This window comes from Caballeronia sp. LZ034LL (genome assembly GCF_031451215.1).
Classification (GTDB): domain Bacteria; phylum Pseudomonadota; class Gammaproteobacteria; order Burkholderiales; family Burkholderiaceae; genus Caballeronia.
In genome coordinates this window covers 1,123,712-1,147,766 of sequence record NZ_JARUXR010000002.1, presented here as the reverse complement: position 1 = coordinate 1,147,766, position 24,055 = coordinate 1,123,712, and the positions used below count along the sequence as shown (strand labels likewise).

The following is a 24,055-nucleotide window of genomic DNA, read 5'->3' as shown; positions in this document are numbered from 1 at the left end:
GATGCGGACCACACTGGCCGCATGAACACGAACCCGCACATTCAATCCGCGGCGGCCAGCTTTGCGAAGCCATCCGGCGCAGTCCCCTTCGTTCTCGGCTGTGTCTTGCTGGGCACCATCGGGCTCTTCGTGCATGAGGCGCACGCCGCTCCGCTGACTGCCACATGGTTTCGCTGTGTCTTCGGTCTGGCCGGCCTGACGCTCTGGCTCGTGCTGCGCGATCAGACGCGCTTCCTGCGGCTTACGGTACGAACGGGGCCGTGGGTTCTGGCAGCCGGTTCGCTGATGGTCTTGAGCTGGGTCTTGTTCTTTACCGCCATCGAACACATTCCCACCGGCATGGCGATCGTGCTGTTCCATGTGCAACCCGTGTGGGTACTGGCGCTCGGCGCGCTGTGCCTGGGTGAACGCGTCGACGGACGGCGCGCCGGAGCGGTCGCGGTGGCGATGATCGGCCTCGTGCTCGCGACCGGCGTCATCGGACACGGAGTGGACGGCGAGGGGTATTGGCTCGCGGTCGCATCGTGTCTGCTGGGCGCGTTCTGCATGGCCTGCGTGACGATCATCGCGCGCCGCTTGCGCGATCTGCCCGCCGGCACGCTTGCGTGGTGGCAATGCGCGATCGGCACGTCGACGTTGTGGATCTGGCCCATGCAGCACGGCTGGCCCGCATGGGGCGCGTCATGGCTCTGGCTCGCGGGGCTCGGCGTCATCCATACCAGTCTTGCCTACACGCTCATGTATAGCGGCATGGCGCGGCTGGACACGGCACGCATCGCCGTACTTCAGTTCGTCTATCCGGCGGTGGGCATCGTCGTCGACTGGCTGTTGCTCGATCAGCGTCTCGGCAATGTGCAACTGGTGGGCGTGGTGTTGATGCTCATCGCGATCGGGCTTGCTGAACAGAAGCGTCGTCGCATGAGCAACTAACTGTCCCCCGCGCCTGCGCCTTTCGAATTGCATGCGGAGAGACCTTCGATACTCAGGCTTGCATGATGGCCATGCGATAACTCAAGCCTTCGCGTGTTGCTCGCGACATTGCGCGTTGAACACGCGATTCGTGGAAGCCGGATTCTTCGCCAGCTTCGCAGCGGGACGTCGCGGACGCGAGACAAGTTCGCCGCCGCAGTTCGGACATAGGCCGTTTAGCACATGATCCGCGCAGTCCTTGCAGAAGGTGCATTCGAACGAGCAGATGAGGGCATCGGTGGCATCGGGAGGCAGGTCCTTGTTGCAGCATTCGCAGCTGGGGCGCAGTTCGAGCATCGTGGGTCTCCTTGAATCGACAGGCAAGTGAACGCCATGCACGCATGCGATGGCCGTCGCCGAATCATAGTCGCTGACCTTCAGCGGTCAAGCATGCCCGCGGTCCGCTCTCACCCGCGTATGCCGCGCACCTTCGCGTGATACTGCGCGGCGATCGCGCCGACATCGCCCGCTTCATCGAACGCAGCACGCTTCGCCGGACGCATCTCGTCCTGCTCGCGCACTTCGCCCGGCGCGCACGCGAAGCGCTCCCGGAACGCGCGATTGAAGGTCTTCTCGCTGCCGAAGCCCATCGCGTACGCAATTTCCACGATGCGTTCATGACGATGCCGCGGAGCAACCAGACGCCGCATCGATTCGTCAAGCCGACGGTCGCGGATATGCCGCGCGACGCCGCCCGTCTGATCAAACAGGGCATACAGCGCCGTGCGTGATACGCCCAGCGCGCCGCGCAGCGTGTCCGCGCCGAGCGTCGGATCGGACAGGTTCTGCTCGATATAGGACAACGCCCGCGCACGAAGCATCGGCGCGAGTCGCGGATCGTCCTTCTTCACATCCAAACTGGTTTTCGGGATCAGGCACGCGCCGAGCAGTTCGAGCGTGGCTTCGGCGGCGAGCGCAGCCTGCGCGTCGTCCATGTCGGTCGCAAGTTTCGCCAGCGAGCAGAGATGGGCGGCAATCATTCCGCCGATCGGATCCTGCGCGTCCCAGCACGCGCCGTGCAGCCGCGCGCCAGCCGGCATGCGGCGATCCAGCGCCGCGCGCGGAATGCTGAGCGTGAGCATCGGCGCATCGCGGGCAATGCCGACGTTTTCCACCGCCATGTCGCGGATCGCGATGCTGTTGACCGGCACGCGCTGCTCGCCATCGACGGATTCGGACGTCAGCGCGCCGCCCAGCAGGCAATGCAGCAGGTAATGATCGACGCCGCTCGTCGCGATGCGCCGCCGCGTGCGCCGGAACTGGACCTCGTCGCCGGCGCCGTGATGCGTCATCAGCAGCGCGCCGCCCAGATCCCAGGTGCGGATCGAGGCGCGGAACGGCGCGCCGCGCGGCCGATGGATCTCGTACATAGGCCTGAGGCTCTCGCGCCAGATTTCCTCGGCGGCCTGGGCGTCGATGAATGCACTGTCGAAGTGGAGCGGTTGCGGCATGGAAAAGGTCCGCGGCGAAGGGGGCCGGTGTCTCGTTATGTATTGAATTCTTTCAGGTTTTCCGGGTTATCGGCGGTTTTAAGCTGGAGCTTAAGTGGCGCGGTGACTCTGAAAGCTCGTCGCAAGACACAGCTCCGGACGATTTGGGAAGATTTTGCGGACACTTTGTCCGACGTCGACAGTTTCGCGGGGAGATCATGGCGGATACACGAACTTGAACGAACCTGAGAGGCAAACCGAAAGTCCTGAGCTGACGCGCCGATAACACCCATGCAAACACTTACCGTGCGTTCCTGCGAGCGCGTGGACGAATAACGAATTTTGACGGGGTATTGGATGAAAAAGACGGCTTGGACTGCCGTAACGGCGTTGTCATGTCTGCTTGCTGCCTGTGGCGGCGGTGGCGGAGGCGGGGATAGCAGCGCGGCGGCGCAGACCACGGGTGCGACGCAATCGAGCAAGGGCAGCGGCAGTGGCAGCGGAAATGGAAGTGGTAGCTCAACCCAGACGCCGGTCGCCACGCCCACGACGGCTCCCACGAAGGATGCCGCGGCCATCGCGCTGTATGCTCCGGCGGGCGCTGCGGCGGCCCCCGCAACAGCCATGACCGGCGACACCATCAACGATTCCTTCGCCTACATCAACGCGCGCCGCGCGGAATTGAACCTTGGAGCGCTCGGGTACGTGTCGGCGGTGGGCGTGGCGGCGGCGAATCACGCGCGCTACATGCAGGCGGCCGGGGCCATCGGCCACTATGAGACGGCGGGGCAACCGTATTTCTCGGGCGTGAAGCCTGCGGACCGCGTTGCGGCGGCCGGCTACAACACGAATTCGACGGGAGAAATCGCGGCGGGCTATGGCGGCGGCTTCCTGAATTCGACCCAGGCGATCGAAGCCCTCTTCGACGCCCCGTTCCACCGCTCGATCTTCCTGTTCGACACGACGAGCGTGGGCATCGGCCAGGTTCCGACGACCGATCCCACCCAATACGCAACCTTGGTTGCCGATTTCGTCGATTACGTCGCGGCGACGCCGGACAACCGGCTGATTGCCTACCCGTACGACGGCCAGACGAACGTGAAGCCCTCGTGGGTCGCGAACGAAAGCCCGAACCCGATGGCGCGCGTCCCGCAATACATCATGAAGAGCGTCGGCTATCCGGTGACGCTGAATGCGTCGGGCAACGGTGCGTTTTCGAACGTGCGCTTCGCGATCACCGACGCGTCCGGCAACGCGGTGCCGTGCGAAGAATCCGACAACTCCAACAACGATGATTCGACCCGCCTCGCGCTGTGCGTGCCGTACGCGCCATTGGCGGCCAATTCGAAATACTTCGTGACAGTGACCGGTTCACTCACGAACACCTCGATCACCACGCCCACCGCGTTTTCCGTCAGCTGGTCGTTTACGACCGGCGCGGCGCTCGCGGCGACGACAAAGGCGCAAGGCCGCTCACGCCTGCCCATGGTGCTCGAATGACCAAGCGGCCGTTTCGGGGGTATCAACTTCATGTGCTTGCCATCATTGATCCGGAGGACGTTGCGGCGAAATAGGCGCGCGGAGCCGCCCGCAGGGGCGGACGCATTCACCGCGACGCAGGTCACGGGACCGTCGTCGATCGAATATCGCGAATCGCATCGTGGCTATCTGCTGCGCGTGAGCGCCAATCACGCGGGGCGCTATGTGCTGATCGTCGAGGATCCGGTGGGCGGAGAGCCGTGCCCGCTGCGCGATCTGCACGAGCTGGACGGCCGCCTGCCGCATGATGGCTTCGCCGATCTGGCCGCGGCCATCGCCGCCGTGCCGGCCGCGAAAGACGCCATCGACGATGGTCTCAGGCGACGGAAAGCTGCCTGAGCTTCCGTGCCGGCCGATGATTGCAAGAACCGAAATGAATCGGTCGATTTGTTCCTCTTTCGACCCGTATCGGACAAATAGGAGAGAATACCGTCGACGTTCGCTAACCAGGACCGTGCTGAGCAAAGATGCATTTGCTTTGCGGCATTCGAGAAATCCTAATAGTGGCAATCGACAAACTCTCTCACCCGACCTTGAATCCACCGGCGGCGAAGCCGGAGATCTCAACGCCGAACATCATCGTCCTGTGCGGCACGCTGATCGCGCTCGTCATGATGGGCCTGTGCGCGCTGGTGCTGTATCAGGGCCGGGTCGACGCACTGGACCGCGCACGCGACACCTCGCGCAACCTGGCGCTGCTCGCCGAACGCGATATCGAACGTAACTTCGAGCTGTATGAGCTGTCGTTGCAGGCGGTGGTCGAGGGCGTCGAGCGGCCGGAGGTGGTCGCGCTGCCGCCGGCGCTGCGCAACGACGTGCTGTTCGACCGCGCCGCGACCGCGCGCGACCTGGGTTCGCTGCTGGTGCTGGATGCGAACGGCACCATCGTCATCGATTCGAGCAGCGTCACGCCGCGCAAGGGCAACTTCGCCGACCGCAGTTACTTCACCGTGCAGCGCGACAATCCCAATGCCGGGCTGTACATCAGCAGCCCGTTCCTGTCGCGGTTGCGCGGCGGCGCGCCGAGCATCGCGCTCAGCCGGCGGCTGAAGAATCCGGACGGCTCGTTCGCCGGCATCGCGATGATCACGATCAATCTCGATTATTTCCGGACTCTGTTCGCGGGCTTGTCGCTCGGGCGGCATGGCGCCGTTTCGCTTATCAGCAAGGACGGTTTGATGATCATGCGACAGCCGTACGACTCGCAGGTGATCGGCCGCGACATTCGCGGCGCCGACACCTTCCGGCGCTTCCGGAACGCGCCCGAAGGCAGCTTCAGCGAGACCTCGTCGATCGACGGCACGCGACGCCTCTACTTCTATCGCAACTTCCCGAACCTGCCGCTCATCATCATGGTCGCCGAAGCGGAGCAGGACATCTATGCGGCGTGGACGCGGCGCGCGATCATCATCGGCTCGTCGATGAGCGCGCTCGCGATCGGCTTCATCACGCTGTCATTCGTGCTGGCCGCGCAGTTCCGCCGGCGTATCCGCGCCGAGTCCGAGCTGCAATTGCTGGCGCGCACGGACGGCCTGACGGGGCTGCACAATCGCCGCACGCTGGGCGAGATCCTGGATCAGGAATGGCGGCGCGCGCGGCGTACCCGGAGTCTGTTCTCGCTGCTGTTCGTCGATATCGATCGCTTTAAGGCCTTCAACGACGCCTACGGCCACCAGGCCGGCGACGATGCGCTCGCGGCCGTTGCGCGCTGCATCGGCGAGAACATCCGGCGGCCGCTCGATACGGCGGCGCGCTATGGCGGCGAAGAGTTCGTCGTCGTGCTGCCCGATACCCCCGCCGACGGCGCCGCGCGCGTTGCCGAGCAGATTCGCAAGGCGATCAGCGATCTGTCGATCGAGCACGCAGGCAGCGAGTTCGGCCGGGTGACGGCGAGCATCGGGCTCGCGAGCTGGAAGCCGGAACGCGACGACGATGTCAGCGCGCTCATCCGTGCCGCCGACGAAGCGCTCTATGACGCGAAAGCGCGCGGGCGCAATCGCGTGATGCGGGCGAGTCCGGGCTGAGCTTCCAGCCGCGATAACCAGCAATGCGCGTGATCGAACGTTCGCACGGACGCGAGCGGGTCTAGACTTTGCACCGGGTTGGCGCATCTTCGCGATGCCCGCCACGCACAAAAAGAACCAGCAAAGGACCATCGACATGAGGCCGGGGATTGCCTTCAGGGAACCAGCGACGCGTCGTCAGGCGGCGCGCCGGATGCCGTCGCAGCCGTCCGCCGGTCGTCGTGCCGGATGGCTCCAGTCGTGTCGCGACAAAGCCGAGTGGATTGTCGCCATCGCTGCGCTGCTCGTGCGCAAGCGCCCATTTGCCGAACGCGACATCCGATAGCTTGATGGATGTCGAAGGCCGTCGGCTGTCATGTGCCGATGTCCCGAGGCGTCCGTGTTCGTCCCTGCTGCTTGTATCAACATGCATCGGGACGTGCGAGGCACGATCGACGACCATCAAAACAAAACGACCAGCGCCATGCCATCAGAGAGCAACCCAGACCGCAACACGGAAGTTCAGCCCGACGGCCTGAGCATCATCAGCGATGAAGCCGCGTTTCTTGCACTGAAGAGCGAGTGGGACGCGCTCTGGAGCGCCGTCGAAGGACAGCACAACCAGGCCTTCGAGGTCTGCCGGCTGTGCTGGACGCGCGTGGCCGGTCCGCGTGGCCGTCGGCTGCATTGCATCGTGGTTCGCGAGAAGGGCGAACTGGTGCTCGTGTGGCCGCTCGTCAGTCATCGCCGCGTGTTGTGGAATGTCATCGAGCCGCTCACGCCGGGCTCGGCCGAACATAGCGCGATCCTTGCCCGCAGCGATGCCCGCGCGGCCATCGACGCCGCGTGGCAGGCGGCGACCCGGCAATGCCGCGGCGACGTGTTTGCCTTGCCCTACGTCGGCCGGGACACGCGGCTCGACCAGCTTGCGACACGCGATCCGGGACTCGCCGAAACCACCACCGATGTCTGCGCCACGGCGCTGCTGCGCGCGGAGCCGGACTGGGACGCGTATCGCGATTCGCTCGGCAAGCTCTCGAAGAAGAAGCCTGCCGCGCTCGAACGGCGCCTGATGAAAGAGGGCGCGGTCGAGATCCGCGAGCTCGCCGCCGACGATACCGTCGCCCACGCGCAATGGGTCGACTGGATGCTTGCGCGCAAGCGCGAATGGGCCGAGCGCTCGGGCAAGAACGGACCCTGGCTGTACTCGAAGGAATATCGCAGCTTCCTCGTCGATCTGCTCGACGGCACGCGTGCAAAGCCGTTCGGCGTGATGTTCGTGATGACGCTCGACGGCGTGCCGCTCGTCGTCAATATCGTGGGGCTGGCTGATACGTCGGCGAGCGGTCTGATCGCCGGTTTCGATCCAGCCTTCTCGCGCTTCTCGCCCGGCGCGATCATGATGGCGCACTGCGTGAAATGGTGCTGGGACCATCGGCTCGATCTTGACTTCGGCGTCGGCAAGGAAGAGTTCAAGGCGTACTGGAGCCGCGGCAATGTCGACTCGACGCGCAGCTATCAGATCGCGATATCGGGCTGGGGGCGCTTTGCTTTCCACGCGAAACTGCTGTCGAAGAAAATCAAGGAATGGCGCGCGAATCGCTCGCGTCGACATGTCGCTACCGTGCCGGCCAGCGGCAACGGAGCCGAACATCCGGCAGCATGAAACAAGCCGCGGCGCGTGAGCGCCGCGGCTTGTATTGAATGTTTCGATGCAGCAAACAACAAGGGCGGACATGAATTATCATGTCCGCCCTTTTCATTTCATGTCTTCATTCACGCAGTCGGAAGGAACCACTCGGACCGGCCCGGGCGCAACACGCGCTTGACTGCACGGGCCATCGACCACACCGACTTGTGACGCTCGATCACCAGGCGCGGCTTGAGCATCGGCTTGAAGCCGCACAGAAAGCGGAACGTGCTGGCATTGGGGATGCCGTCGAAATCGAAGATCAGATTGCGGCGCTGCGCATCCTGGATCGCTTCCCAGATCAGCACGCTGATCGCGCCAGCGTGCGCCCCGGGATCGCGCGACGACAGCAGGTAGTAGGCAGCATGGGAATCGAAGGTCACGCCGATCGCGGCAACCAGCTTGCCGTTTGCATCGTAGGCGCCGAGCAGATAGCCCGCGTCGCGCTCGACGAATGCCTCGACGAGCCGGCGCATCAACTGCGTGCCATAAACGTTCGTGCGACTGCGTACCGCGAGGTTCGCTTCATAGAACGCGTTGAACTCTTCGGGCGATTCGATGCGCCGCGCCGTCAGGAACTTCTGTCCCGTGCGGATCAGATTGCGCGTCTTGCCGTTCAGTCCTTTCCACAAGGCTTCGATGTCCCGGTCCGGCGCGAACTGCAAGGTATAGCGCGTGGCGACGGTGAAGCCGTTGAGTCCGAAAGCGAGCGCCTCTTCGATGCGCGGATCGAGGATCTGATAGAAGCTGTCGACCTCGGGAATCTGCGCGATCAGTTCTTCGGTGATGCTGATGCGGTCGAGCATCGTGCGGGTCGTATCGCCGGTCGATGGCCTGAACGCCGGGCCGAGCGTGCGCGTGAGCGGCGGCATCTTCGACGTGGTCCACCATCCCTTGCGTTGCAGCGAGTAGGGCATTTCACCCACGATCTCGTTGCCGCGGCGGACGGTGGCCGCTTGCCAGTTGCCGTCGGTCGCGAGGTCGAGCCACCAGGGTTCATGGAAGATCGAGCGGGCGGGAAGCGGGTCGGCCAGAACCGTTGCCGGCGCTTCGGCCTGGAGCGGCTGCGCCGCTGTCTGATCGATGGGGCTCGGCGTGGTTCGAAGATCGCTTTCAAAGCGAAACTTGCTGGACGCGGTCTTGCGGTTCGGCTCGAACCTCAGGAATTTTCCGGCGAGTGACGATTCCATACATTCGGGACCATTATCTAGTGTTGTACGGTTCGGACAGGTCGATACGTCGCGTAGCGCTGTTCGAGGCGACATCGGGATGCGTAGCGAAGCGCTACAGGCAAGGACACATTTCAAAGATGCGCCGGCCAACGCCGATCCCGTGTCGATGCGTAACTGCCAATGCATGCAAGGTGTTGCCAAATGTTATCTGCTGGTGCATGGATCGATTGTTGTCGAACCCACACGTGGTAAACGTTCGCTGAAATTGCGGCGGCGCGTGAGCCGTTCGGCCCCGTGCATCACGAGATCGCGCGTCTGCTTGATGGCCTGCTTGCTCATGTAGCCCGCGTGTCCCCAGCGCGTGGCGAGGACGACGAACGACGCGCTGGCATAAGCCGCTCCCGCGCTCCACGAAGTCTTGTAACGCTGTTCGCCGGGTCCGAAGTCGAAGTCCAGCTGACGTTCGAAAGCCCAGTGCACGCATTCATCGACGAGCACCGTTCCCGGCGATAACTTGCGGTGCGCGAGATCGTAGGTATTGGCGACGAGGCTGACCGCATCGCTGTCGATGGCGAGAATGTTCGCGGCAATGGGTTGTCCGTCGAGCGTGAGGACGAACAGGCGAAACCCGGTGTGCGCGCCTGCATCTGTCGTGAGCAATGCGTGCCAGAAGCGCTGGCTCGCAGCGGAGAACGTCCATTGACTGTCGGACGCTTTCTCTTCGGCCCACTTGCGCTTCTGCGCGACGAACCATTCGATCAGCGCAGGCAGGCGCGCATCCGTCGGCTCGATCATGTCGATCGCAAAGGCGCCGTGCTTCGCCAGGCGGCGCTTCAGATACTCGGGCGCATTGCGCTCCCGCGCGGGGCGCGAGCGGCAATATGCGACCCAGTCGCGCTCCTCGCGCAAGGCGGCGAACGGCGTGACTTCATCGACTTCGCGACGCATCATCGCGTGCTGCTTCAGGCAGGCGTGCAGCGGTGAACTCTTGCGGATGCGCCACAGCTCGAACACATCCGCGCGGCTCGTGCGCGCCGCATGTTCCCAGACGGCTCTGACGATGGCGTCGGCGTCGGATTCGGGCGCGACGAGGATATCGCTCGGCGACTGGTTGCGCGGCGCCAGCGGCTCGGCGAAGGTCCAGCAACGCCGCGTCGACGTGAGCAATGGCCACACCGCGACGAGCCGTCCGTCGCGCCGCGCAACGACGCAATGCAGCGTGCGCGCGGTGCCGGCATGTTCGGCCAGCAGACTGCCGTGACAATATTCGAACGACTGGAAGTAGCGGCCCTGGGCGCGTTGTGACAGATCGTTCCATTCGTCGCGCAGTTTCCGAAAGGTTTCGAGGTCGCGGCAAGTCTCGATGCTGAGCTTCCTGTCGGCCTTGCGGGTGAATCCGTCGGGATGCGTCCCGCCGTCTTCCGATGTGCTGTTCATGTCTCCGGCCCCCATGAGTGATTTCCCTGCCGGCGCGCAAACGTAGCGCCCCATGCGGAGTAATTCCACCTCTCGTTGTGCTTCTCTGCTTCGATGCGAGCAGATCGGCGACCAGTTTCACGTGCACGTCTGCACCGGAATATGCGGTGGAGCACATTTCTGACAAACTGTAATAAAGCGCCGGAACAGGCCTGCGGCAAAGGCGCGCGGTCGGGGAAGGAAGCTTGCCAAGTAGCGCTGCGCAAGGTAGAGCGATCGATCCGGGCAGCGACCCGTGTAGCGTGGGGCGCTCCTCAAGCCCGTATGGGACTCATGGGCTCTGCGAACTTCGGACGGCGGTCCAGCACGCTTTGCATGAGCAGGCTAGTCATCGTAGTCGTCGTCTGATGATGTATCGGAAGCGGCGTTATCCGGCTGGAAGAACGATACGGAAGGCCGGTCTTTTTCCACAATGATCGGGGCGGCCGGGTCAATATCGCTTCTTTCCGCCAGGGCAAGAAGCATTGCCTTTATTTCAGCTTCGGACTGGACATGCTCGAAGCCGATCATTTTTTGCTCGCCCCAAGGATCGACAATCAAGGATTTTTTGCGGCCCTCGAACAAATGGGCCGCAAATTGGTCCAGGTCCGCCGTGTAATAGTCGAGCTTCAGCCGATCCAATGATGTTGCTTCCGAATACAGGATGAAGCAATGCGACTCATCGTTGTCTTCGCATCCCATGATTTCCATGACATGGACGTTTGCCGAGATATCCGGTGTCTTGCGAAGTTCACTCAGAAGCAGATAGGACATTTCCATGCAAAACGCCTCTACATCTTCCTTGCCGGCATATTCGGCGGCAACGATATCAGCGTAGCGTGCCTGTTGCAGACCGCTCGGCAGATCACGAAGATCCTGATGACGAGACAAGACCACTTCGGTGAGCGCGTCACGTCTTTCGTTGATGGAGTCGTCTTCGAGATGCCCCAGACCTCGTCTGTTTGAGCGACGCAGCTTCTTCGTTCCGAGCGCACCACACGCGGACTGGAGCGCCCGGAGCAAAGGCATTCTTCCACTCAAGGCGGCAGGGGTGCGATCAGGCTCATCAAGCATGGCCGCAACATTCTCGAGGCTGTCCGCCCGACGCAAGGGAAGCATGCCCGGCATCCAGGCAGGCCCAGGCACGGGCGACACGGTACGATCAGGAACCGGACTCACAGTTCTCATGCGTTTTTTCGGCGGTACCCGTTTCGAATCCGATTCGAACTTGAACATGTGAGAACTCCGCACACAGCGTTTGCAGTTGACAAGCGCGCAGGCGCGCTTGCGCGACGATCTTGCCGAAGGAAGTTGCCGGAATACGTTGCCGACGCGCGCCAGAGATTCCATATGACGCGCGGACGCCCCCACTTCGACAGAAATTAATCTCGGCTCTCCGGGCGTCCGTGCAGCATCTGTCGCGCAGTTTTCAGCGTCGATCCTCGGTCGAGCCACCTCACGGCTGTGCAACGGCGGGATGTTTGGGCCCGTTGATGACTGCATCGAGCCAATCCGGGTCATTGGCGTTGATGCAATGGCCGCCGTGCACGATCTTCTTTCCGCGTTTCGCCCACGCGTCCATCTTGTGGAGAAAGGTTTCGCAATAGCCAGGTGCGGGGCACACGATACCGGCCCAGGTATCGACCACCCAGCAGCCGCCATAGTCAGTCAGCCCGACGTGATCCGTCGCCTGATCGGGAACCTGGCCGACCAGCGTGAAGGCGTGACTGCCCTCGTAGTCCACCGCATAGATCGATGCCTGCACGCCGGCGCGTCGGAGCAGGCGCGCTGCGGCGCCACTCATTTCGCCGCAGTTGCCGCAGCCCCAGATCATCGGCAGGACGAAATCGGGCGGGATGGTGTCATACACACGATCCTGGAGCGCACAGACCATGTCGTGGGCGATCACGGCACGCTGGACGCTGGCCGGATCGTCCGGACACACCTTGTTGCCCGACTTGAAGCCGACCTTCCTGAACTGGTTGCGGACCATGGCGAACGCCCGGCGCGAGTAGATCTCGTCCGGCGCCGCGCCCTCCAGTTCGTCGTCCAGCGGTGCACTCAGGTCCAGGCCGTCACAGAACGCCTGCCACTCCGGCAAGCTCGCGAGGTTAAGCAGGGCCTGCACGCGCGCCTCGGTCAACTGCGCCTCGACCTGTCCAGGCGAGGCGGACGCTCCCGCATCCTGCATCAGCGAAGGACTCGCCTGGGTCTCGTCCTGTTCCGGAATCGTGGCCAGCCTGCGCTTCGGAAGCGCGGTTCGAAGCCTGATGGGGAATCGATACATGAGGCGTTCCTGTGCGGATGTTCGGAGCCCGGCCTGAGATGCAATGCGGGCGCGGTTAAAGATTCTAGGGAAGCGCGCGTTCCGCTGACCATCGGCAACATAAATTGACGACAGCCGCGCGGGCACACGCTCCGCGCCACACTCAAGCCGTTCCTCGAACGAATTGCATGCCCGTTGAGCAATCGTTATACTGCGTCGGCGGTCTGGCCTGACCACTCTGATTGGCCTGACCAAAATGGAAACACTCCGGCAGCTGTTCGAAAGCAAGGCTTCGGTCATCGCACCGAAGCGCTCCCAAAGAGGCGTGCTCAAGATGATGTCGTTCCATCCGTCCTTCCCGCATTCGGGCCACGCCCGCCACACCCGCTTTCCCGCCTGCCGCGCTTCCCGTCACCGCCGCTGAACATCGGCGCAGTTCGCTCAACAAGAACAGCAGGAGACAACGGTATGTTCCGCACAGGAATGCTGGCCACGGCCGCGCTGGCCGCTTGCATGCTCACCCAGGCCGCACAGGCGCAGGTCGCCACCGGCGACACATCGCAGAAAAAGATCGCGCTCTCCAACAGCTTCGCCGGCAACGCGTGGCGGCAGTCCATGCTCAAGAGCTGGAACGCCGTGTCGCAGCAAGCCGTGACGGAGAAGAAGGTCGCCGCCGCGCCCGCCTTCACGACCGCCGAGAACCAGGTCACCGAGCAGGCGCAGCAGGTCCAGAACCTCATCCTGCAGGGCTATAACGCGATCGTCATCGACGCCGTCTCGCCCACCGCCCTCAACGGCACCATCAAGAAGGCCTGCGCGGCGGGCGTGGTGGTCGTGTCATTCGACGGCATCGTCGACGAGCCCTGCGCGTATCGCGTGAACTTCGACTTCAAGGGCTGGGCCGAGCAGGGCGTCGAGTATCTGGCCGCGCGGCTGAACGGCAAGGGCAACATCCTGGAAGTGCGCGGCGTCGCGGGCATTTCCGTCGATAACCTGATGCACGAAGGCGTCCTCGAAGGGCTCAAGAAGCATCCGGAGATGAAGCTGGTCGGCTCCGTCAATGGCGACTGGACGCAGTCGGTCGCGCAGAAGGCCGTCGCGGGCATCCTGCCGACGCTCCCGCAAGTGGACGGCGTCGCGACCGAAGGCGAGATGTCGTTCGGCATCGCGCAGGCCTTCAAGGCGGCCAACCGTCCCGCGCCGCCGATGATCATCGGCAGCACCTATCCCGAACTCCAGTGGTGGAACGAGCAGACGAAGAGCGGCTACCAGTCGCGTTCGCTGTCGAATCCGCCGGGCGCGGTGAGCTTCGCGTTCTGGGTCGCGCAGCAGGTGCTGGCCGGCAAGAAGCTGCCGAAGGACGTGACCATCAACGTGCCGCTGCTCGCCATCTCGCAGCAGCAACTGCCGGCGACGCTCGCGGCCACGCCGCCGGGCGGCATCGCCGACGTGACCTACACGCTGCCGCAGACGGTCGCGCTGCTCGACAAGAAATAACCGCCCGCAAGGAGTGTGTGGATGAATGACGCGCTGATTCGCTTCGAAGGCATCGGCAAGACGTTCGGCCGGGTGCGCGCGCTGGAAGGCGTGGACTTCGCGTTCGAGCGCGGCGAATGCGTGGGCATCGCCGGACACAACGGCGCAGGCAAGTCGACGCTGATGGCCGTGCTCGCGGGCGTCTATCCGCCGACGCACGGCCGCATCGAGGTGGACGGACAGGCCGCGCCGCACTACGACGCCAACGCGGCGCGCGCGGCGGGCGTGCGCTGCGTGTTCCAGGAACTGTCGCTGTGCGCGAACCTGACGGTGGCCGAGAACATGTGCATCGTGCATCCGCAGCTGCACGGACGCGGCTGGCGGCGTCGCGCGACGGCGCTGATGCGCGAGACGCTGGAAGCCATCTTTCCGGGCAACGGCCTGAAGGGCAACGAGCTCGTCTCCGACCTGACGCTCACGCAGCAGCAGATGGTGGAGATCGCGCGCGGCTTCACGGTGACGGACACGCCGGTGCGGCTCGTGATTCTCGACGAACCCACGTCCTCGCTCGACGCCCACACGGCCGACCAGTTGCTTGCCTTCGTGCGCCAGGCGGCGGAGCGCGGCATCACGTGCGTGCTGATCACGCACATGCTGGGCGAGATCGAGCGCGTGGCCGACCGGGTCGTGGTGATGCGCGATGGCGGCATCGTCAGCGTGTTGCCGCGCGAGGCGTCGAGCCGTGCGTCGATCATCCAGGCAATGGGCCAGCATCTCGAAGCCGAACGCACGCCCGCCGCGCAGCGCGCGCGTGCCGTGCGCGAAGCCGGGCCGCAATTCCACTGGAAGGTCGGCGCGCGCAGGCACACGGCGATCGAGGCGGCGCGCGGCGAGATCGTCGGCTTCGCGGGGCTGGCGGGACAGGGGCAAACCGAGGCGCTGTTGTCCATCTACACGGCCGCGACGGGCCATGGCGCGGCGCGCGCAAAAGTCGCGTTCGTCGCGGGCGACCGTGGCCGCGACGGCGTGTTTCCGGTCTGGTCGATCGCCGGCAATCTCGACCTGCGCTGGCTGCTCGGCGGCGCGCGCAGGAAACGCGGTTTGATCGACTTCGCGGCGGCGCGCGCGGTGGTGGAGGCGTGGCGCACGAAGATCGGCATCCGCGGTGCGTCGATGAGCGCGGGCATCCTGTCGCTGTCGGGCGGTAACCAGCAGAAGGTGCTGTTTGCGCGTGCGCTTGCATCGGACGCCGATCTCATCCTGATGGACGATCCCACGCGCGGCGTCGATGTAGGCACCAAGCGCGACATCTATCAGCTCGTTCACGACGAGGCCGCGAAGGGCCGCACCTTCGTCTGGTACACGACCGAGAACGAAGAGCTGTCGCACTGCGACCGCACCTATGTGTTCCGCTCTTCGGCGGTCACGCGGATCCTGCACGCCGACGAATGCACGGAAGAAGCGCTGCTCGCCGCCAGTTTCCAGGAGCACGCCGCATGAGTCTCGCCATTGCCCAAGGGCGTTTGCGCGCTGCGTTGCCCGCCATTTCACTGATCGCCGTGCTGGTGCCGATCCTCGTCATGCAGCCCGCGGTGATGAGCTACTTCGGCTCCAACCTGCTGCTGAATCTGGCGGTGCCCATCGTGCTTGCGACGCTCGCGCAACTCGCGATCATCACCGTGAACGATCTCGATCTCTCGATCGGTCCGTTCGTGAGCCTGGTCGCCTGCATCGGCGCGACGCTGCTCGTCAAACAGCCGTGGCTCGGCGTGCTGGCGCTGATTGGCTGCGTGCTCGCGTATGCCGCCGTCGGCGCGCTGATCGAATTGCGGCAGATCCCGTCGATCGTGGTCACGCTCGGGCTCTCGTTCGTATGGAGCGGGCTCGCCATCGTGCTGCTGCCGTCGCCGGGCGGCACGAGTCCCGCGTGGCTCGGCACGGCCATGAGCTATCAGACGCCGTGGATTGCCGCGCCCATCGTCTGGTCCGTGCTGATCGCGGCCATCGGCCATCTGCTGCTGATGCGCACCTCCGCGGGCGTGCGGATTCGCGGCGCGGGCGGCAATCCACGCGCGATGCGCCGCTTCGGCTGGTCGCTGGTGCGCAGCAAGGCGACGCTGTACGGCGTGGCGGGCTGCTTCGGCGTGTTGTCGGGGTTGTCGCTGCTCGGCCTCACCACGTCCGCGGATGCCAATCTCGCCCTGCGCTATACGCTGCTCTCGATCGCGGCGGTGATCCTCGGCGGCGGCGAGTTCGTCGGCGGGCGCGTCAGCGTGATCGGCGCGGTGCTCGGCGCGATCACGCTGACGCTGGCCGCGTCGTTCCTAGCCTTCCTCAACATCTCGGCGGACTGGCAGGTCGGCATGCAGGGCGCGATCCTGATCGTCGTGCTGTCGCTGCGCGTGCTGCTGCAACGGGGAGAACGCCGATGAATCCGCAATCCTCCAGCGACGCCGTCGCCACCCCCGCGCAAAGCGGCTGGGCGCGGCTGCGCAACATCCAGGCGCCCTGGGCGTGGTCGTTCGTGGGCGCGGTGCTGGTGTGGATCGCCATCGCCGGGATCTTCGGGCTGGGCATCGCGGGCAACGTCGCGCAGACGGCGCTCACCTACGGCGTGTTCATGGTGCTGGTCGGGCTCGGGCAGATGCTCGTCATCACCTCGGGCGTCGGCAACATCGACCTGTCCGTGCCTTCGACCATCGCGCTCGCGGGCGTCGTCGGCATGCACGCCATGCACGCCGACAACGCCCAGATCGCCACCGGCGTCGCGGCCGCGCTCGGCGTGGGCGTCGTGGTGGGCATCGCCAACTATGCATTGATCCGCCTGCTGCGCATTCCGCCGATCATCGCGACGCTGTCTTCGAGCTTCATCATCCAGTCGGTCGCGATCACGCAGGGCCGCCAGCTGCCGCCGCCGCCGCCCGCGCTCGGCGCGTTCGCGACGGGCCGTCTGCTCGACGTGCCCTATATCGCGCTCGTCGCGCTGGCGCTGTCGTGCGCGCTCGCCGTGCTGCTGCATCGCGCGGTGTACGGGCGCAGGCTTTCGGCCATCGGCCAAAATGCGCGCGCCGCGTGGCTCGCCGGCGTGAACGTGCATCGCACGCGCTGCCTCGCCTATGTGCTGTCGTCGATGATCGCGGCGCTCGCGGCGCTGCTGCTCGCGGCGGTGTCGGGCGGCGCGTCGCTCGACATGGGCGTCGAGTACATGCTGATCTCGATCGCCGTGGTCGTGATCGGCGGCACGCTCGTGACCGGCGGCAAGGCGAGCATCGCGGGCGTGTGGGGCGCGTCGATGTTCCTGTTCCTGACCAACGCCGTGCTCAACGCCGTGGGCGCGGACGCGGGCGTGCGCTCGATCGTCTATGGCGTGCTCATCATCGCGGTGACGGTCGCGGCGGGCGGCAAGGCGCTGCGCTGATCCGCATAACTTGAAGAACCAACCGGACGAGGAGACATGAAAGCCAGCGATATCGAAGTCCATGACCCGCGCTTCAGACTGCTGCTGCAGCCGAACGCCTTCCTGAGCAAGCTGACGGACCAGTGTCTGTGGGCCGAAGGCCCGGTGTATTTCCCGGCCGCGGACCTGCTCATCTGGAGCGACATCCCGAACAACCGCATGCTGCGCTGGGCGCCCGGCATGGGCGTGGGCGTGTATCGCGCGCCGTCGAACTACAGCAACGGCAACACGCGCGACCGCGAAGGGCGGCTCGTCAGCTGCGAGCACGGCGCAAGGCGCGTCACGCGCACCGAACACGACGGCAGCGTGACCGTGCTGGCCGACAAGTTCGAAGGCAAGCGGCTCAACTCGCCCAATGACGTGATCGTCGATTCGCGCGGCGAAATCTGGTTCACCGATCCCGACTACGGCATTCTCAGCGACTACGAAGGCTATCGCGCGGACAGCGAGATCGGGCGCTGCAATGTGTATCGCGTGACGGAGAACGGGCAGGTGCGGATTGCCTGCGACGACTTCGTGAAGCCCAACGGCCTCGCGTTCTCGCTTGACGAGACGAAGCTCTATGTGGCGGACTCCGGCGCGTCACACGACGACGCCGCGCCGCGTCATATCCGCGTATTCGATGTCGCGGCGGATGGCGCGTTGCGCAATGGCCGCGTCTTCATCGAGATGCAGAGCGGCGTGCCCGACGGCATGCGCCTCGACGAACACGGCAACGTCTGGACCAGCGCCGACGACGGCGTGCATTGCTACGCCCCCGACGGCACGCTGCTCGGCAAGATCCTGATCCCCGAAGTGGTGGCGAATCTCACCTTCGGCGGATTCAACCGCAACCGGCTGTTCATTGCCGCGACCTCGTCCATCTACTCGCTGCACGTGGGCGTGCGAGGCGCGGGCCGCTGAGCGGCAAGCACAACCACAGGAGACTCAGCATGCACTTGCATCGACTGGCCGCGGGCCTGCTCATGACGGCACTGTCGGCATCGTCGGCATCCGCGTTTGCACAGGTTGCCACTGGCGACACCTCGGCGATGAAGATCGCCCTGTCCAACAACTATGCCGGCAACAGCTGGCGCCAGCAGATGCTCAAGAGCTGGTCCAATGTCGCCGATCCGGCGGTCAAGCAGAAGGTGGTTGCGGCGGCGCCGAGCTTCACCACGGCCGAGAGCCAGGCCACCGAACAGGTGCAGCAGATCCAGAACCTGATCCTGCAGGGCTACAAGGCCATCGCGGTGGACGCGGTCTCGCCGACGGCGCTCAACGGCGTCATCAAGCAGGCGTGCGGCGCGGGCGTGACCATCGTGTCGTTCGACGGCATCGCCACCGAACCGTGTGCGTATCGCATCGCCGTGGACTTCCAGGGCATGGGGCGCATGCAGGTCGACTACCTGGCCAAACGCCTCAACGGCAAGGGCAACCTGCTGGAGATCCGCGGGCTGGCCGGGGTGTCGGTGGATGACGAGATCCATCAGGGCATCGTCGACGAGCTGAAGAAGTATCCGGACATGAAGATCGTCGGGTCGGTGCAGGGCGACGGGACGCAAACGGTCGCGCAGCAGCTGGTGGCGGGCTTCCTGACGACGCTGCCGTAGATCGACGCAGTCGTCACGCAGGGCGGCGACGGCTTCGGCGCGGCGCAGGCGCTCAAGGCAGCCGGCCGTCCGACGCCGATCATCATCCTCGGCAACCGTCAGGAAGAACTCGCGTGGTGGGCCGAGCAGAAGAAGAGCGGCTATCAGACGATGTCGGTGACCATTCCGCCGGGGGCGTCGTCGTTTGCGTTCTGGGCCACGCAGCAGATCCTCGCCGGCAAGAAGGTGCCGCACGATATCCGCATGCCGGTGCTCGAAGTGAAGCCGGAGGAGCTCGATGCCGTGCTCGCGAAGACGCCGGCCGGCGCGCTCGCGAACAAGGAATACACGCGCGAGGAGGTGGTCGCGGTGGTGGACGGCAAGAAGTAACGCGCCGCGTGCGTTTCGACGTGCGTGACGAAGGACCGTGACGTAACGTAACGTCGGGCACTTCGGGAGCGGCTGAAACCCGCTCCCGCTTGACCAGACGGCCTCAGCGCAGGTTGGCACGGACTCTGCATGGTGAAAGGCGGCGCTTCATGTGCCGAAAAAAAACCATACGCTGAGACCAACCCAACATGACTGCCGAACTCACTTTCGCCGATACCGCCGCGCGCCCGAGCCAGATCGACGCGCGCTATGCGTTGCGCCATCCGTTGCAGATGGCGCTTTGTCTGCGCGGGCTGGTGGCCCGCCGGGACTTTCTGGTGGCCGGGTTCGAAGGCGGCCAGATTGTCACGCAACTCCTCGATGTCGATTCCCGCAGGGCCCGCTTCGTGTTCGACTACGGCGGCGCGCGTAGCGACAACGCCGCGCTCGCCGCCGCCGACAGCCTCACGTTTCGCAGTCATCCGGGCGGCATCCGCACGGAGTTCGACACGGGCCGCGCAACGCCGGTGAGCTTCGAGGGCCGCCCGGCCTTCGAAACCGCATTTCCCGCACTGCTGTATTTCGTCCAGCGGCGCGAGTTTCATCGCGTGGAGACGCCGGTGGGCGAACCGTTCGTCGCGAGCGGCATCGATGCGGAAGGCGAACCGTTCGATCTCGACCTGCAGGACATGTCGCTCGGCGGGATTGCGTTGCGGACCTCCGACGCGCGCTTTGCAACGCTGCCGCGCGGGACCGTCTGGAACGAAGTCACGCTGCAAATGGGCGCGTTCAGCCTGGTGACGGTCAATCTCGAAATTGTCGCGCCGCGTCAGACCATCACGCCTTCCGGCGAAACGCGCACCGTCCTCGGCTGCCGATTCATCGAACTCTCCGGTCGCGCGGAACGCACGTTGCAGCGGGTCATCACGCAACTCGAAAGCCGCAATCTGCGCACCGCAGGCCGTTGATCCTTTTTGCGCCGGTCGACTCCATCGGGGCGAGCCGCGGCGCATTTTGATTTTTCCACGAGTCCGGCAAGCCCACGCTTGCGGGCTTCCCGCGTCCGCCCTCTGCGCCTCCGCACACTCCGATTCGATTATGACATTCGCCTGAAAATCGGCCGGACTAATACGGTTCTTTACCGCGCGTTACAAAAGTGACGCAAAAGTGATTTTCCGGTTCCGCAATAAGTCCGTTTATCCCGGGTATTTTCAATAGTTGGGATGAGTGCCGGATTCCGGAAGCGATGCTCCGAAGTTATCCCGCTATAATTTAATATCATTATTTGCGCCGGAGTATGGCGTCGTAGACTGCGCAACGCGGGCCGGGGCGATCGCGTCATTTTCCAGTTGTCTCGAATGACTTTCCAAAAGAAATGAATCAGCCACGCCGTCTGGGACTCCGTGCATGCGGAATCCCTTGATGGCGGTGCCCGGCAAAGCCGGCGCCTTTCCGAATCTTTTCGAAAGACTTAGCCTCCCTGTCATTTACCTTACTCTCGGTTTATCCGTCGGGGCGACCCGCGTTCAAACTTTTCATATGCAGTCGGTTTAAGTGTTTTCTAAAGCGGGGCATTAAGTGTTTTCTAAACTGGCCTGCGAAATAAACACTGAATACGGTTTTAATTTCAGTATTCGCCAAAGATATTAAGTGGCGATTGAGCAGCATGAAAATCTCGCGAAATCGACATCTCTGTGCGTCGTGATGTGCGCCGGCACTGCCGGTTTCATGCAAGGGTCAGGCAGGGATGCCGAATCAGAAAAGCGGTACGCGAGCAGGCTTTTCGCATCAGGGGAAAAGAGTATGAACAAGTTCAGCGATATGGCGACGTTCGTGGCCGTCGTGGAAGCAGCGAGCATTTCCGAAGCCGCACGGCGGCTTGGCGCCACCAAGTCGATCGTGAGCGAGCGCATCACCCAGCTCGAACGCTATCTTGGCTGCGCGTTGCTCGAACGGGGCCGGCCGCTGCGGACGACCGAGCCGGGCCTCGTGTTCTACAAGAGCGCGGTGCAGATCCTGGAGGAAGTCGAGTTCGCGGAAGAGTCGGTGCGCGATGTCCAGTCGAGCCTGCGCGGCGCGCTGCGCATCGTGGTGCCGACCAGCCTGCTGGCGTCGCATCTCGGGCCGGTGCTCACCACGTTCGCGGCCAGGCATCCCGACCTGTGCCTCGACGTGGAAGCGCAGAACCGCGTCGGCAATCTGCAGGACGGACAGTACGACGTCGCGATCCGGACCGGCGAGCTGCCGGATTCCCGGCTCGTGGCCCGCACGATCACGGCCAATCACACGCTGGTGTGCGCGAGCCCGGCGTACCTCGAAAAGCGCGGCACGCCGACGCATCCCGGCGACCTGATTCATCACGACGGCCTCAACAACTGCAACTTCGAACCCAACGGCATGTGGAGCCTGATGGTGGACGGCAAGTACCGCTCGTTCCGCATTGGCAGGCGCATGCGCGCCGATTCGGGCGCGGTGCTGCTGGAGGCCGTGCGCGCCGGGCTCGGACTCGCCATCCTGCCGACCTTCCTGGCGGCGGACTCCATCCTGGCGGGCGACGTGGTGCCGGTGCTGCAGGACTACGCGCCGTGCGGCGGACGGATTTCGGCGGTGTATCGCAAGACGGTGGGCACGCCGCCGCGCATCAAGGTGCTGGTCGATCACCTGATCGAGGAAATTGGCGAACCCGCGCGCTGGGACACGCAGCTGATCAACTCGGGCCTCGTGCGGATCTAGGGCACGCAACAGATAACCCCTGTCCGGCGGAAGTCCGAGCAATGAGCCGTGAGCTCCACAATCTGTACCGTGAGGCGGGCGGCAGCATTGCCGGAAGCCAGCGGGTCGTGGTGCGGGAAGGGTCGGTCGAACTGCGGCTCGACGATGCCGGCGACGACGAAGTCATGCTCCAGCGTGTGCTCACGCGGCGTGACGGCAGCGTCGTCGTGCAGTTGTTGCCGGTGTCCGGGGTGGCGGAACTGATCGAATTCCGCGAGAGCGATCCGTACAGGGAGATGCTCGCGCAACGCTACCGCACCTGTCTCGACGCCATTGCGCATCGCGCGCATCCGCACGGCGCGGCGCACCATCCGGCGCACGTGTCCGAATGCACGAGCGAACTCGACGTGTCGCGACTCATGCGCGCGGTGTGCCGGCGCCACGGGGGCACCTTCGCCCTGTTCCACTGGCTCGCGGCCACGCCGGGTTCGGCGCCCGGCCGCGCCACCTACGATACCCATGTGATCCTGGCGGCGTGTTCGCCGGGCTGGCTGCAGACCTATGTGCGCCGCGTCGTGACGGACCCGGTGCTGGAATATGCGAGGAACGAGCATTTTCCGGTGCGCGGCCTCGCCACGTTCGCCGGATCGGGCGGTTCCTGGCTGGGCGCCGAGGCCCATCAGCACGGACTGCTCAACCACGTCTTCTTTCCCGCCAACCGCGGCGGCGGCAATGGCCGCGTGTTTGGCCTTCTGCACGTCGGGTCCGATGCGCCCGCGCCGGAAGGCGAAGAGCGGATCTGGCAGGGTCAACGCGAACTGCGCGGCCTGGCTGAGGAACTGCTCGACTGGCCGTCGATCCGTTTCAGCCGCACGGCGACCTTGCAGTACGGGCTCAGCGACTCCGAGCGCATCATCCTCGAGTGGATCCGGCGCGGCGGCGACGCGCGCCATGCCGCCGCCGATCTTTCCGTGACGCAGCGGCAGGTCTACCGGCTGTACAAGTCGATCAAGAAGAAGCTCGGACTCGACGACATCCGCGCCTGCGCCCGCATGGCCGCCGACGTCGGCCTGCTCGGACGGTTCCGCTGAGCGAGCATGCTTCAGCCTGTGCGTCTTCCCTTGCGTGCACGCGGCACGCCTTCGGGCTCGCCCCAGATGAGCGACGGCATGCCTTTCAACGCGGCATCGACGCGCTCGCACCACGCGCGCCGCAAGTTGCGCGGATAGTCGTGATGCTGGTCCAGCGAGGTGAACCGGTCCACGCGAAAGGTGTCGCGCTCGTAAGCCAGCAGATCAAGCGGATAAGCCACCGAGAGATTCGCGCGCAGGGTCGCATCCATCGAGAGCAACGCGCACTTGGCGGCTTCGTCGAGGGACAGCGCGCGCCGCGTGAAGGCCCAGTCGAGCAGCGGACGGCCATGGCGCGACTCGCCGATCTGCAGATACGGCATCGCGGCCGACGCGCACACCGTGTTGCCGCTCGGATAGATCATGAAGAGCTGCGGGTCGGGCAGTGCGACGGGCTCTGCGGCGGGTGAACGGGCGGGCGGCGTGGCGGCATGCGCGCGAATCTGGCCGCCGAGAATGAAGCTGCAGTTGAAGTCGAGCTCGAACGCCTCCAGCGCCGACGCTTCACGCCGATGCACGGCGCGCACGGCATCGGCGACCATGCCGGCTGCCGCGCGCAGCGTCGGCGCCGTCAACAGGGACGTGCTGCCGTTGTCGCAGGCGTCCTTCAGCAGGTCAAGGACCGCCTGGGTCTGCGCCAGACTGCCCGCGCCGAGCAGCACCAGCACGCGCTCGCCGGGCGTTTCGAACACGGTCATCTTGCGCGCCTCGGCGACTTCCTCGACGCCCGCGCTGACCCGCGTGTCCGAGAGAAACACGAGGCCGTCGTCCACGCTGATCGCCACACAGTAGGTCATGAAGTCTCCTTGAGGGCGT

General features: G+C 64.7%; 21 protein-coding genes and 1 pseudogene. 14 read left to right on the top strand and 8 right to left on the bottom strand.

The features are described 5' to 3' along the window. Positions 1 to 21: 21 nt before the first annotated feature. Entirely contained in the window at positions 22 to 930 is a 909-nt protein-coding gene (locus tag QCE83_RS19695; protein WP_309814585.1) for a DMT family transporter, read from the top strand. A gap of 81 nt (positions 931 to 1,011) precedes the next feature. On the opposite strand, the gene QCE83_RS19690 is transcribed toward QCE83_RS19695, so the two are convergent. The 3 genes from QCE83_RS19690 to QCE83_RS19680 form a co-directional block, all read right to left on the bottom strand. Continuing rightward, positions 1,012 to 1,266 (bottom strand): DUF1272 domain-containing protein, encoded by a 255-nt coding sequence (locus QCE83_RS19690; RefSeq protein WP_309814582.1) that lies wholly within the window; start codon positions 1,264 to 1,266, stop codon positions 1,012 to 1,014. 110 nt (positions 1,267 to 1,376) lie between these two features. After that, positions 1,377 to 2,420, bottom strand: coding sequence for a helix-turn-helix domain-containing protein (locus QCE83_RS19685; protein WP_309814579.1), 1,044 nt, complete (start codon positions 2,418 to 2,420; stop codon positions 1,377 to 1,379). 35 nt (positions 2,421 to 2,455) lie between these two features. Then, positions 2,456 to 3,040 carry a hypothetical protein gene (locus QCE83_RS19680; protein ID WP_309814576.1) on the bottom strand — a complete coding sequence of 195 codons (585 nt, stop codon included), beginning with the start codon at positions 3,038 to 3,040 and terminating at the stop codon, positions 2,456 to 2,458. Between QCE83_RS19680 and QCE83_RS19675 the strand changes: the two genes are divergently transcribed. The 4 genes from QCE83_RS19675 (at position 3,024) to QCE83_RS19660 (ending at position 7,607) form a co-directional block, all read left to right on the top strand. Beyond that, positions 3,024 to 3,899, top strand: coding sequence for a CAP domain-containing protein (locus QCE83_RS19675; protein WP_309814574.1), 876 nt, complete (start codon positions 3,024 to 3,026; stop codon positions 3,897 to 3,899). The genes QCE83_RS19680 and QCE83_RS19675 overlap by 17 nt on opposite strands. 60 nt (positions 3,900 to 3,959) lie before the next feature. Further along, complete coding sequence (locus QCE83_RS19670; protein WP_309814570.1) at positions 3,960 to 4,277, top strand: hypothetical protein; 318 nt, start codon at positions 3,960 to 3,962, stop codon at positions 4,275 to 4,277. A gap of 128 nt (positions 4,278 to 4,405) precedes the next feature. Next, positions 4,406 to 5,962 (top strand): diguanylate cyclase, encoded by a 1,557-nt coding sequence (locus QCE83_RS19665; RefSeq protein WP_404985116.1) that lies wholly within the window; start codon positions 4,406 to 4,408, stop codon positions 5,960 to 5,962. Positions 5,963 to 6,425: 463 nt separating this feature from the next. Next, the gene (locus QCE83_RS19660; protein WP_309814568.1) at positions 6,426 to 7,607 is read left to right on the top strand and encodes a GNAT family N-acetyltransferase; all 1,182 of its coding nucleotides are present in this window, start codon (positions 6,426 to 6,428) and stop codon (positions 7,605 to 7,607) included. A 110-nt stretch (positions 7,608 to 7,717) separates the two neighbouring features. Here the strand turns inward: QCE83_RS19660 and QCE83_RS19655 are convergent, their stop codons facing one another. The 4 genes from QCE83_RS19655 to QCE83_RS19640 form a co-directional block, all read right to left on the bottom strand. Next, on the bottom strand, positions 7,718 to 8,821 hold the full coding sequence (locus QCE83_RS19655) for a GNAT family N-acetyltransferase (protein ID WP_309814565.1): 1,104 nt from the start codon (positions 8,819 to 8,821) through the stop codon (positions 7,718 to 7,720). A gap of 186 nt (positions 8,822 to 9,007) precedes the next feature. Then, positions 9,008 to 10,240: a GNAT family N-acetyltransferase gene (locus QCE83_RS19650; protein WP_309814562.1), complete on the bottom strand. Its 1,233-nt coding sequence runs from the start codon at positions 10,238 to 10,240 to the stop codon at positions 9,008 to 9,010. 363 nt (positions 10,241 to 10,603) lie between these two features. After that, positions 10,604 to 11,494, bottom strand: coding sequence for a hypothetical protein (locus QCE83_RS19645; RefSeq protein ID WP_309814561.1), 891 nt, complete (start codon positions 11,492 to 11,494; stop codon positions 10,604 to 10,606). A gap of 220 nt (positions 11,495 to 11,714) precedes the next feature. Further along, positions 11,715 to 12,545 carry a hypothetical protein gene (locus QCE83_RS19640; protein ID WP_309814559.1) on the bottom strand — a complete coding sequence of 277 codons (831 nt, stop codon included), beginning with the start codon at positions 12,543 to 12,545 and terminating at the stop codon, positions 11,715 to 11,717. A 447-nt stretch (positions 12,546 to 12,992) separates the two neighbouring features. On the opposite strand from QCE83_RS19640, the gene QCE83_RS19635 reads away from it, so the two are divergent. The 9 genes and pseudogenes from QCE83_RS19635 to QCE83_RS19595 all read left to right on the top strand — a co-directional run bounded on the left by QCE83_RS19635 (position 12,993) and on the right by QCE83_RS19595 (position 23,200). Further along, a complete protein-coding gene (locus QCE83_RS19635; RefSeq protein ID WP_309814556.1) occupies positions 12,993 to 14,021 on the top strand; it encodes an ABC transporter substrate-binding protein in 1,029 nt (342 codons plus the stop codon). Positions 14,022 to 14,042: 21 nt separating this feature from the next. Further along, complete coding sequence (locus QCE83_RS19630; protein WP_309814554.1) at positions 14,043 to 15,500, top strand: sugar ABC transporter ATP-binding protein; 1,458 nt, start codon at positions 14,043 to 14,045, stop codon at positions 15,498 to 15,500. Continuing rightward, positions 15,497 to 16,432, top strand: coding sequence for an ABC transporter permease (locus QCE83_RS19625; RefSeq protein ID WP_309814553.1), 936 nt, complete (start codon positions 15,497 to 15,499; stop codon positions 16,430 to 16,432). Before QCE83_RS19630 ends, QCE83_RS19625 begins: the two co-directional genes overlap by 4 nt. Continuing rightward, a complete protein-coding gene (locus QCE83_RS19620) occupies positions 16,429 to 17,418 on the top strand; it encodes an ABC transporter permease (protein ID WP_309814548.1) in 990 nt (329 codons plus the stop codon). Before QCE83_RS19625 ends, QCE83_RS19620 begins: the two co-directional genes overlap by 4 nt. A 36-nt stretch (positions 17,419 to 17,454) precedes the next feature. Then, a complete protein-coding gene (locus QCE83_RS19615) occupies positions 17,455 to 18,360 on the top strand; it encodes an SMP-30/gluconolactonase/LRE family protein (protein ID WP_309814546.1) in 906 nt (301 codons plus the stop codon). Positions 18,361 to 18,422: 62 nt separating this feature from the next. Beyond that, positions 18,423 to 19,418, top strand: a pseudogene (locus tag QCE83_RS19610) (ABC transporter substrate-binding protein). A 188-nt stretch (positions 19,419 to 19,606) separates the two neighbouring features. Further along, positions 19,607 to 20,365, top strand: coding sequence for a flagellar regulator YcgR PilZN domain-containing protein (locus QCE83_RS19605; RefSeq protein WP_309814543.1), 759 nt, complete (start codon positions 19,607 to 19,609; stop codon positions 20,363 to 20,365). Between the two features lie 835 nt (positions 20,366 to 21,200). After that, positions 21,201 to 22,130, top strand: coding sequence for a LysR substrate-binding domain-containing protein (locus QCE83_RS19600; RefSeq protein ID WP_309814540.1), 930 nt, complete (start codon positions 21,201 to 21,203; stop codon positions 22,128 to 22,130). A 41-nt stretch (positions 22,131 to 22,171) separates the two neighbouring features. After that, the gene (locus QCE83_RS19595) at positions 22,172 to 23,200 is read left to right on the top strand and encodes a hypothetical protein (protein WP_309814537.1); all 1,029 of its coding nucleotides are present in this window, start codon (positions 22,172 to 22,174) and stop codon (positions 23,198 to 23,200) included. Positions 23,201 to 23,211: 11 nt separating this feature from the next. Here QCE83_RS19595 and QCE83_RS19590 read toward each other — a convergent pair whose 3' ends face one another. Continuing rightward, complete coding sequence (locus QCE83_RS19590) at positions 23,212 to 24,036, bottom strand: peptidase (protein ID WP_309814534.1); 825 nt, start codon at positions 24,034 to 24,036, stop codon at positions 23,212 to 23,214. Between the last annotated feature and the right edge of the window lie 19 nt (positions 24,037 to 24,055).

Coding starts and splice junctions, on each gene's coding strand:
- QCE83_RS19605 (WP_309814543.1), top strand. CDS start 19,607: ATGACTGCCGAACTCACTTTCGCCGATACCGCCGCGCGCCCGAGCCAG.
- QCE83_RS19665 (WP_404985116.1), top strand. CDS start 4,406: ATGCATTTGCTTTGCGGCATTCGAGAAATCCTAATAGTGGCAATCGAC.
- QCE83_RS19645 (WP_309814561.1), bottom strand. CDS start 11,494: ATGTTCAAGTTCGAATCGGATTCGAAACGGGTACCGCCGAAAAAACGC.
- QCE83_RS19685 (WP_309814579.1), bottom strand. CDS start 2,420: ATGCCGCAACCGCTCCACTTCGACAGTGCATTCATCGACGCCCAGGCC.
- QCE83_RS19600 (WP_309814540.1), top strand. CDS start 21,201: ATGAACAAGTTCAGCGATATGGCGACGTTCGTGGCCGTCGTGGAAGCA.
- QCE83_RS19625 (WP_309814553.1), top strand. CDS start 15,497: ATGAGTCTCGCCATTGCCCAAGGGCGTTTGCGCGCTGCGTTGCCCGCC.
- QCE83_RS19695 (WP_309814585.1), top strand. CDS start 22: ATGAACACGAACCCGCACATTCAATCCGCGGCGGCCAGCTTTGCGAAG.
- QCE83_RS19620 (WP_309814548.1), top strand. CDS start 16,429: ATGAATCCGCAATCCTCCAGCGACGCCGTCGCCACCCCCGCGCAAAGC.
- QCE83_RS19660 (WP_309814568.1), top strand. CDS start 6,426: ATGCCATCAGAGAGCAACCCAGACCGCAACACGGAAGTTCAGCCCGAC.
- QCE83_RS19595 (WP_309814537.1), top strand. CDS start 22,172: ATGAGCCGTGAGCTCCACAATCTGTACCGTGAGGCGGGCGGCAGCATT.
- QCE83_RS19615 (WP_309814546.1), top strand. CDS start 17,455: ATGAAAGCCAGCGATATCGAAGTCCATGACCCGCGCTTCAGACTGCTG.
- QCE83_RS19635 (WP_309814556.1), top strand. CDS start 12,993: ATGTTCCGCACAGGAATGCTGGCCACGGCCGCGCTGGCCGCTTGCATG.
- QCE83_RS19630 (WP_309814554.1), top strand. CDS start 14,043: ATGAATGACGCGCTGATTCGCTTCGAAGGCATCGGCAAGACGTTCGGC.
- QCE83_RS19640 (WP_309814559.1), bottom strand. CDS start 12,545: ATGTATCGATTCCCCATCAGGCTTCGAACCGCGCTTCCGAAGCGCAGG.
- QCE83_RS19655 (WP_309814565.1), bottom strand. CDS start 8,821: ATGGAATCGTCACTCGCCGGAAAATTCCTGAGGTTCGAGCCGAACCGC.
- QCE83_RS19650 (WP_309814562.1), bottom strand. CDS start 10,240: ATGAACAGCACATCGGAAGACGGCGGGACGCATCCCGACGGATTCACC.
- QCE83_RS19690 (WP_309814582.1), bottom strand. CDS start 1,266: ATGCTCGAACTGCGCCCCAGCTGCGAATGCTGCAACAAGGACCTGCCT.
- QCE83_RS19680 (WP_309814576.1), bottom strand. CDS start 3,040: ATGGTGTCGCCGGTCATGGCTGTTGCGGGGGCCGCCGCAGCGCCCGCC.
- QCE83_RS19590 (WP_309814534.1), bottom strand. CDS start 24,036: ATGACCTACTGTGTGGCGATCAGCGTGGACGACGGCCTCGTGTTTCTC.
- QCE83_RS19675 (WP_309814574.1), top strand. CDS start 3,024: ATGACCGGCGACACCATCAACGATTCCTTCGCCTACATCAACGCGCGC.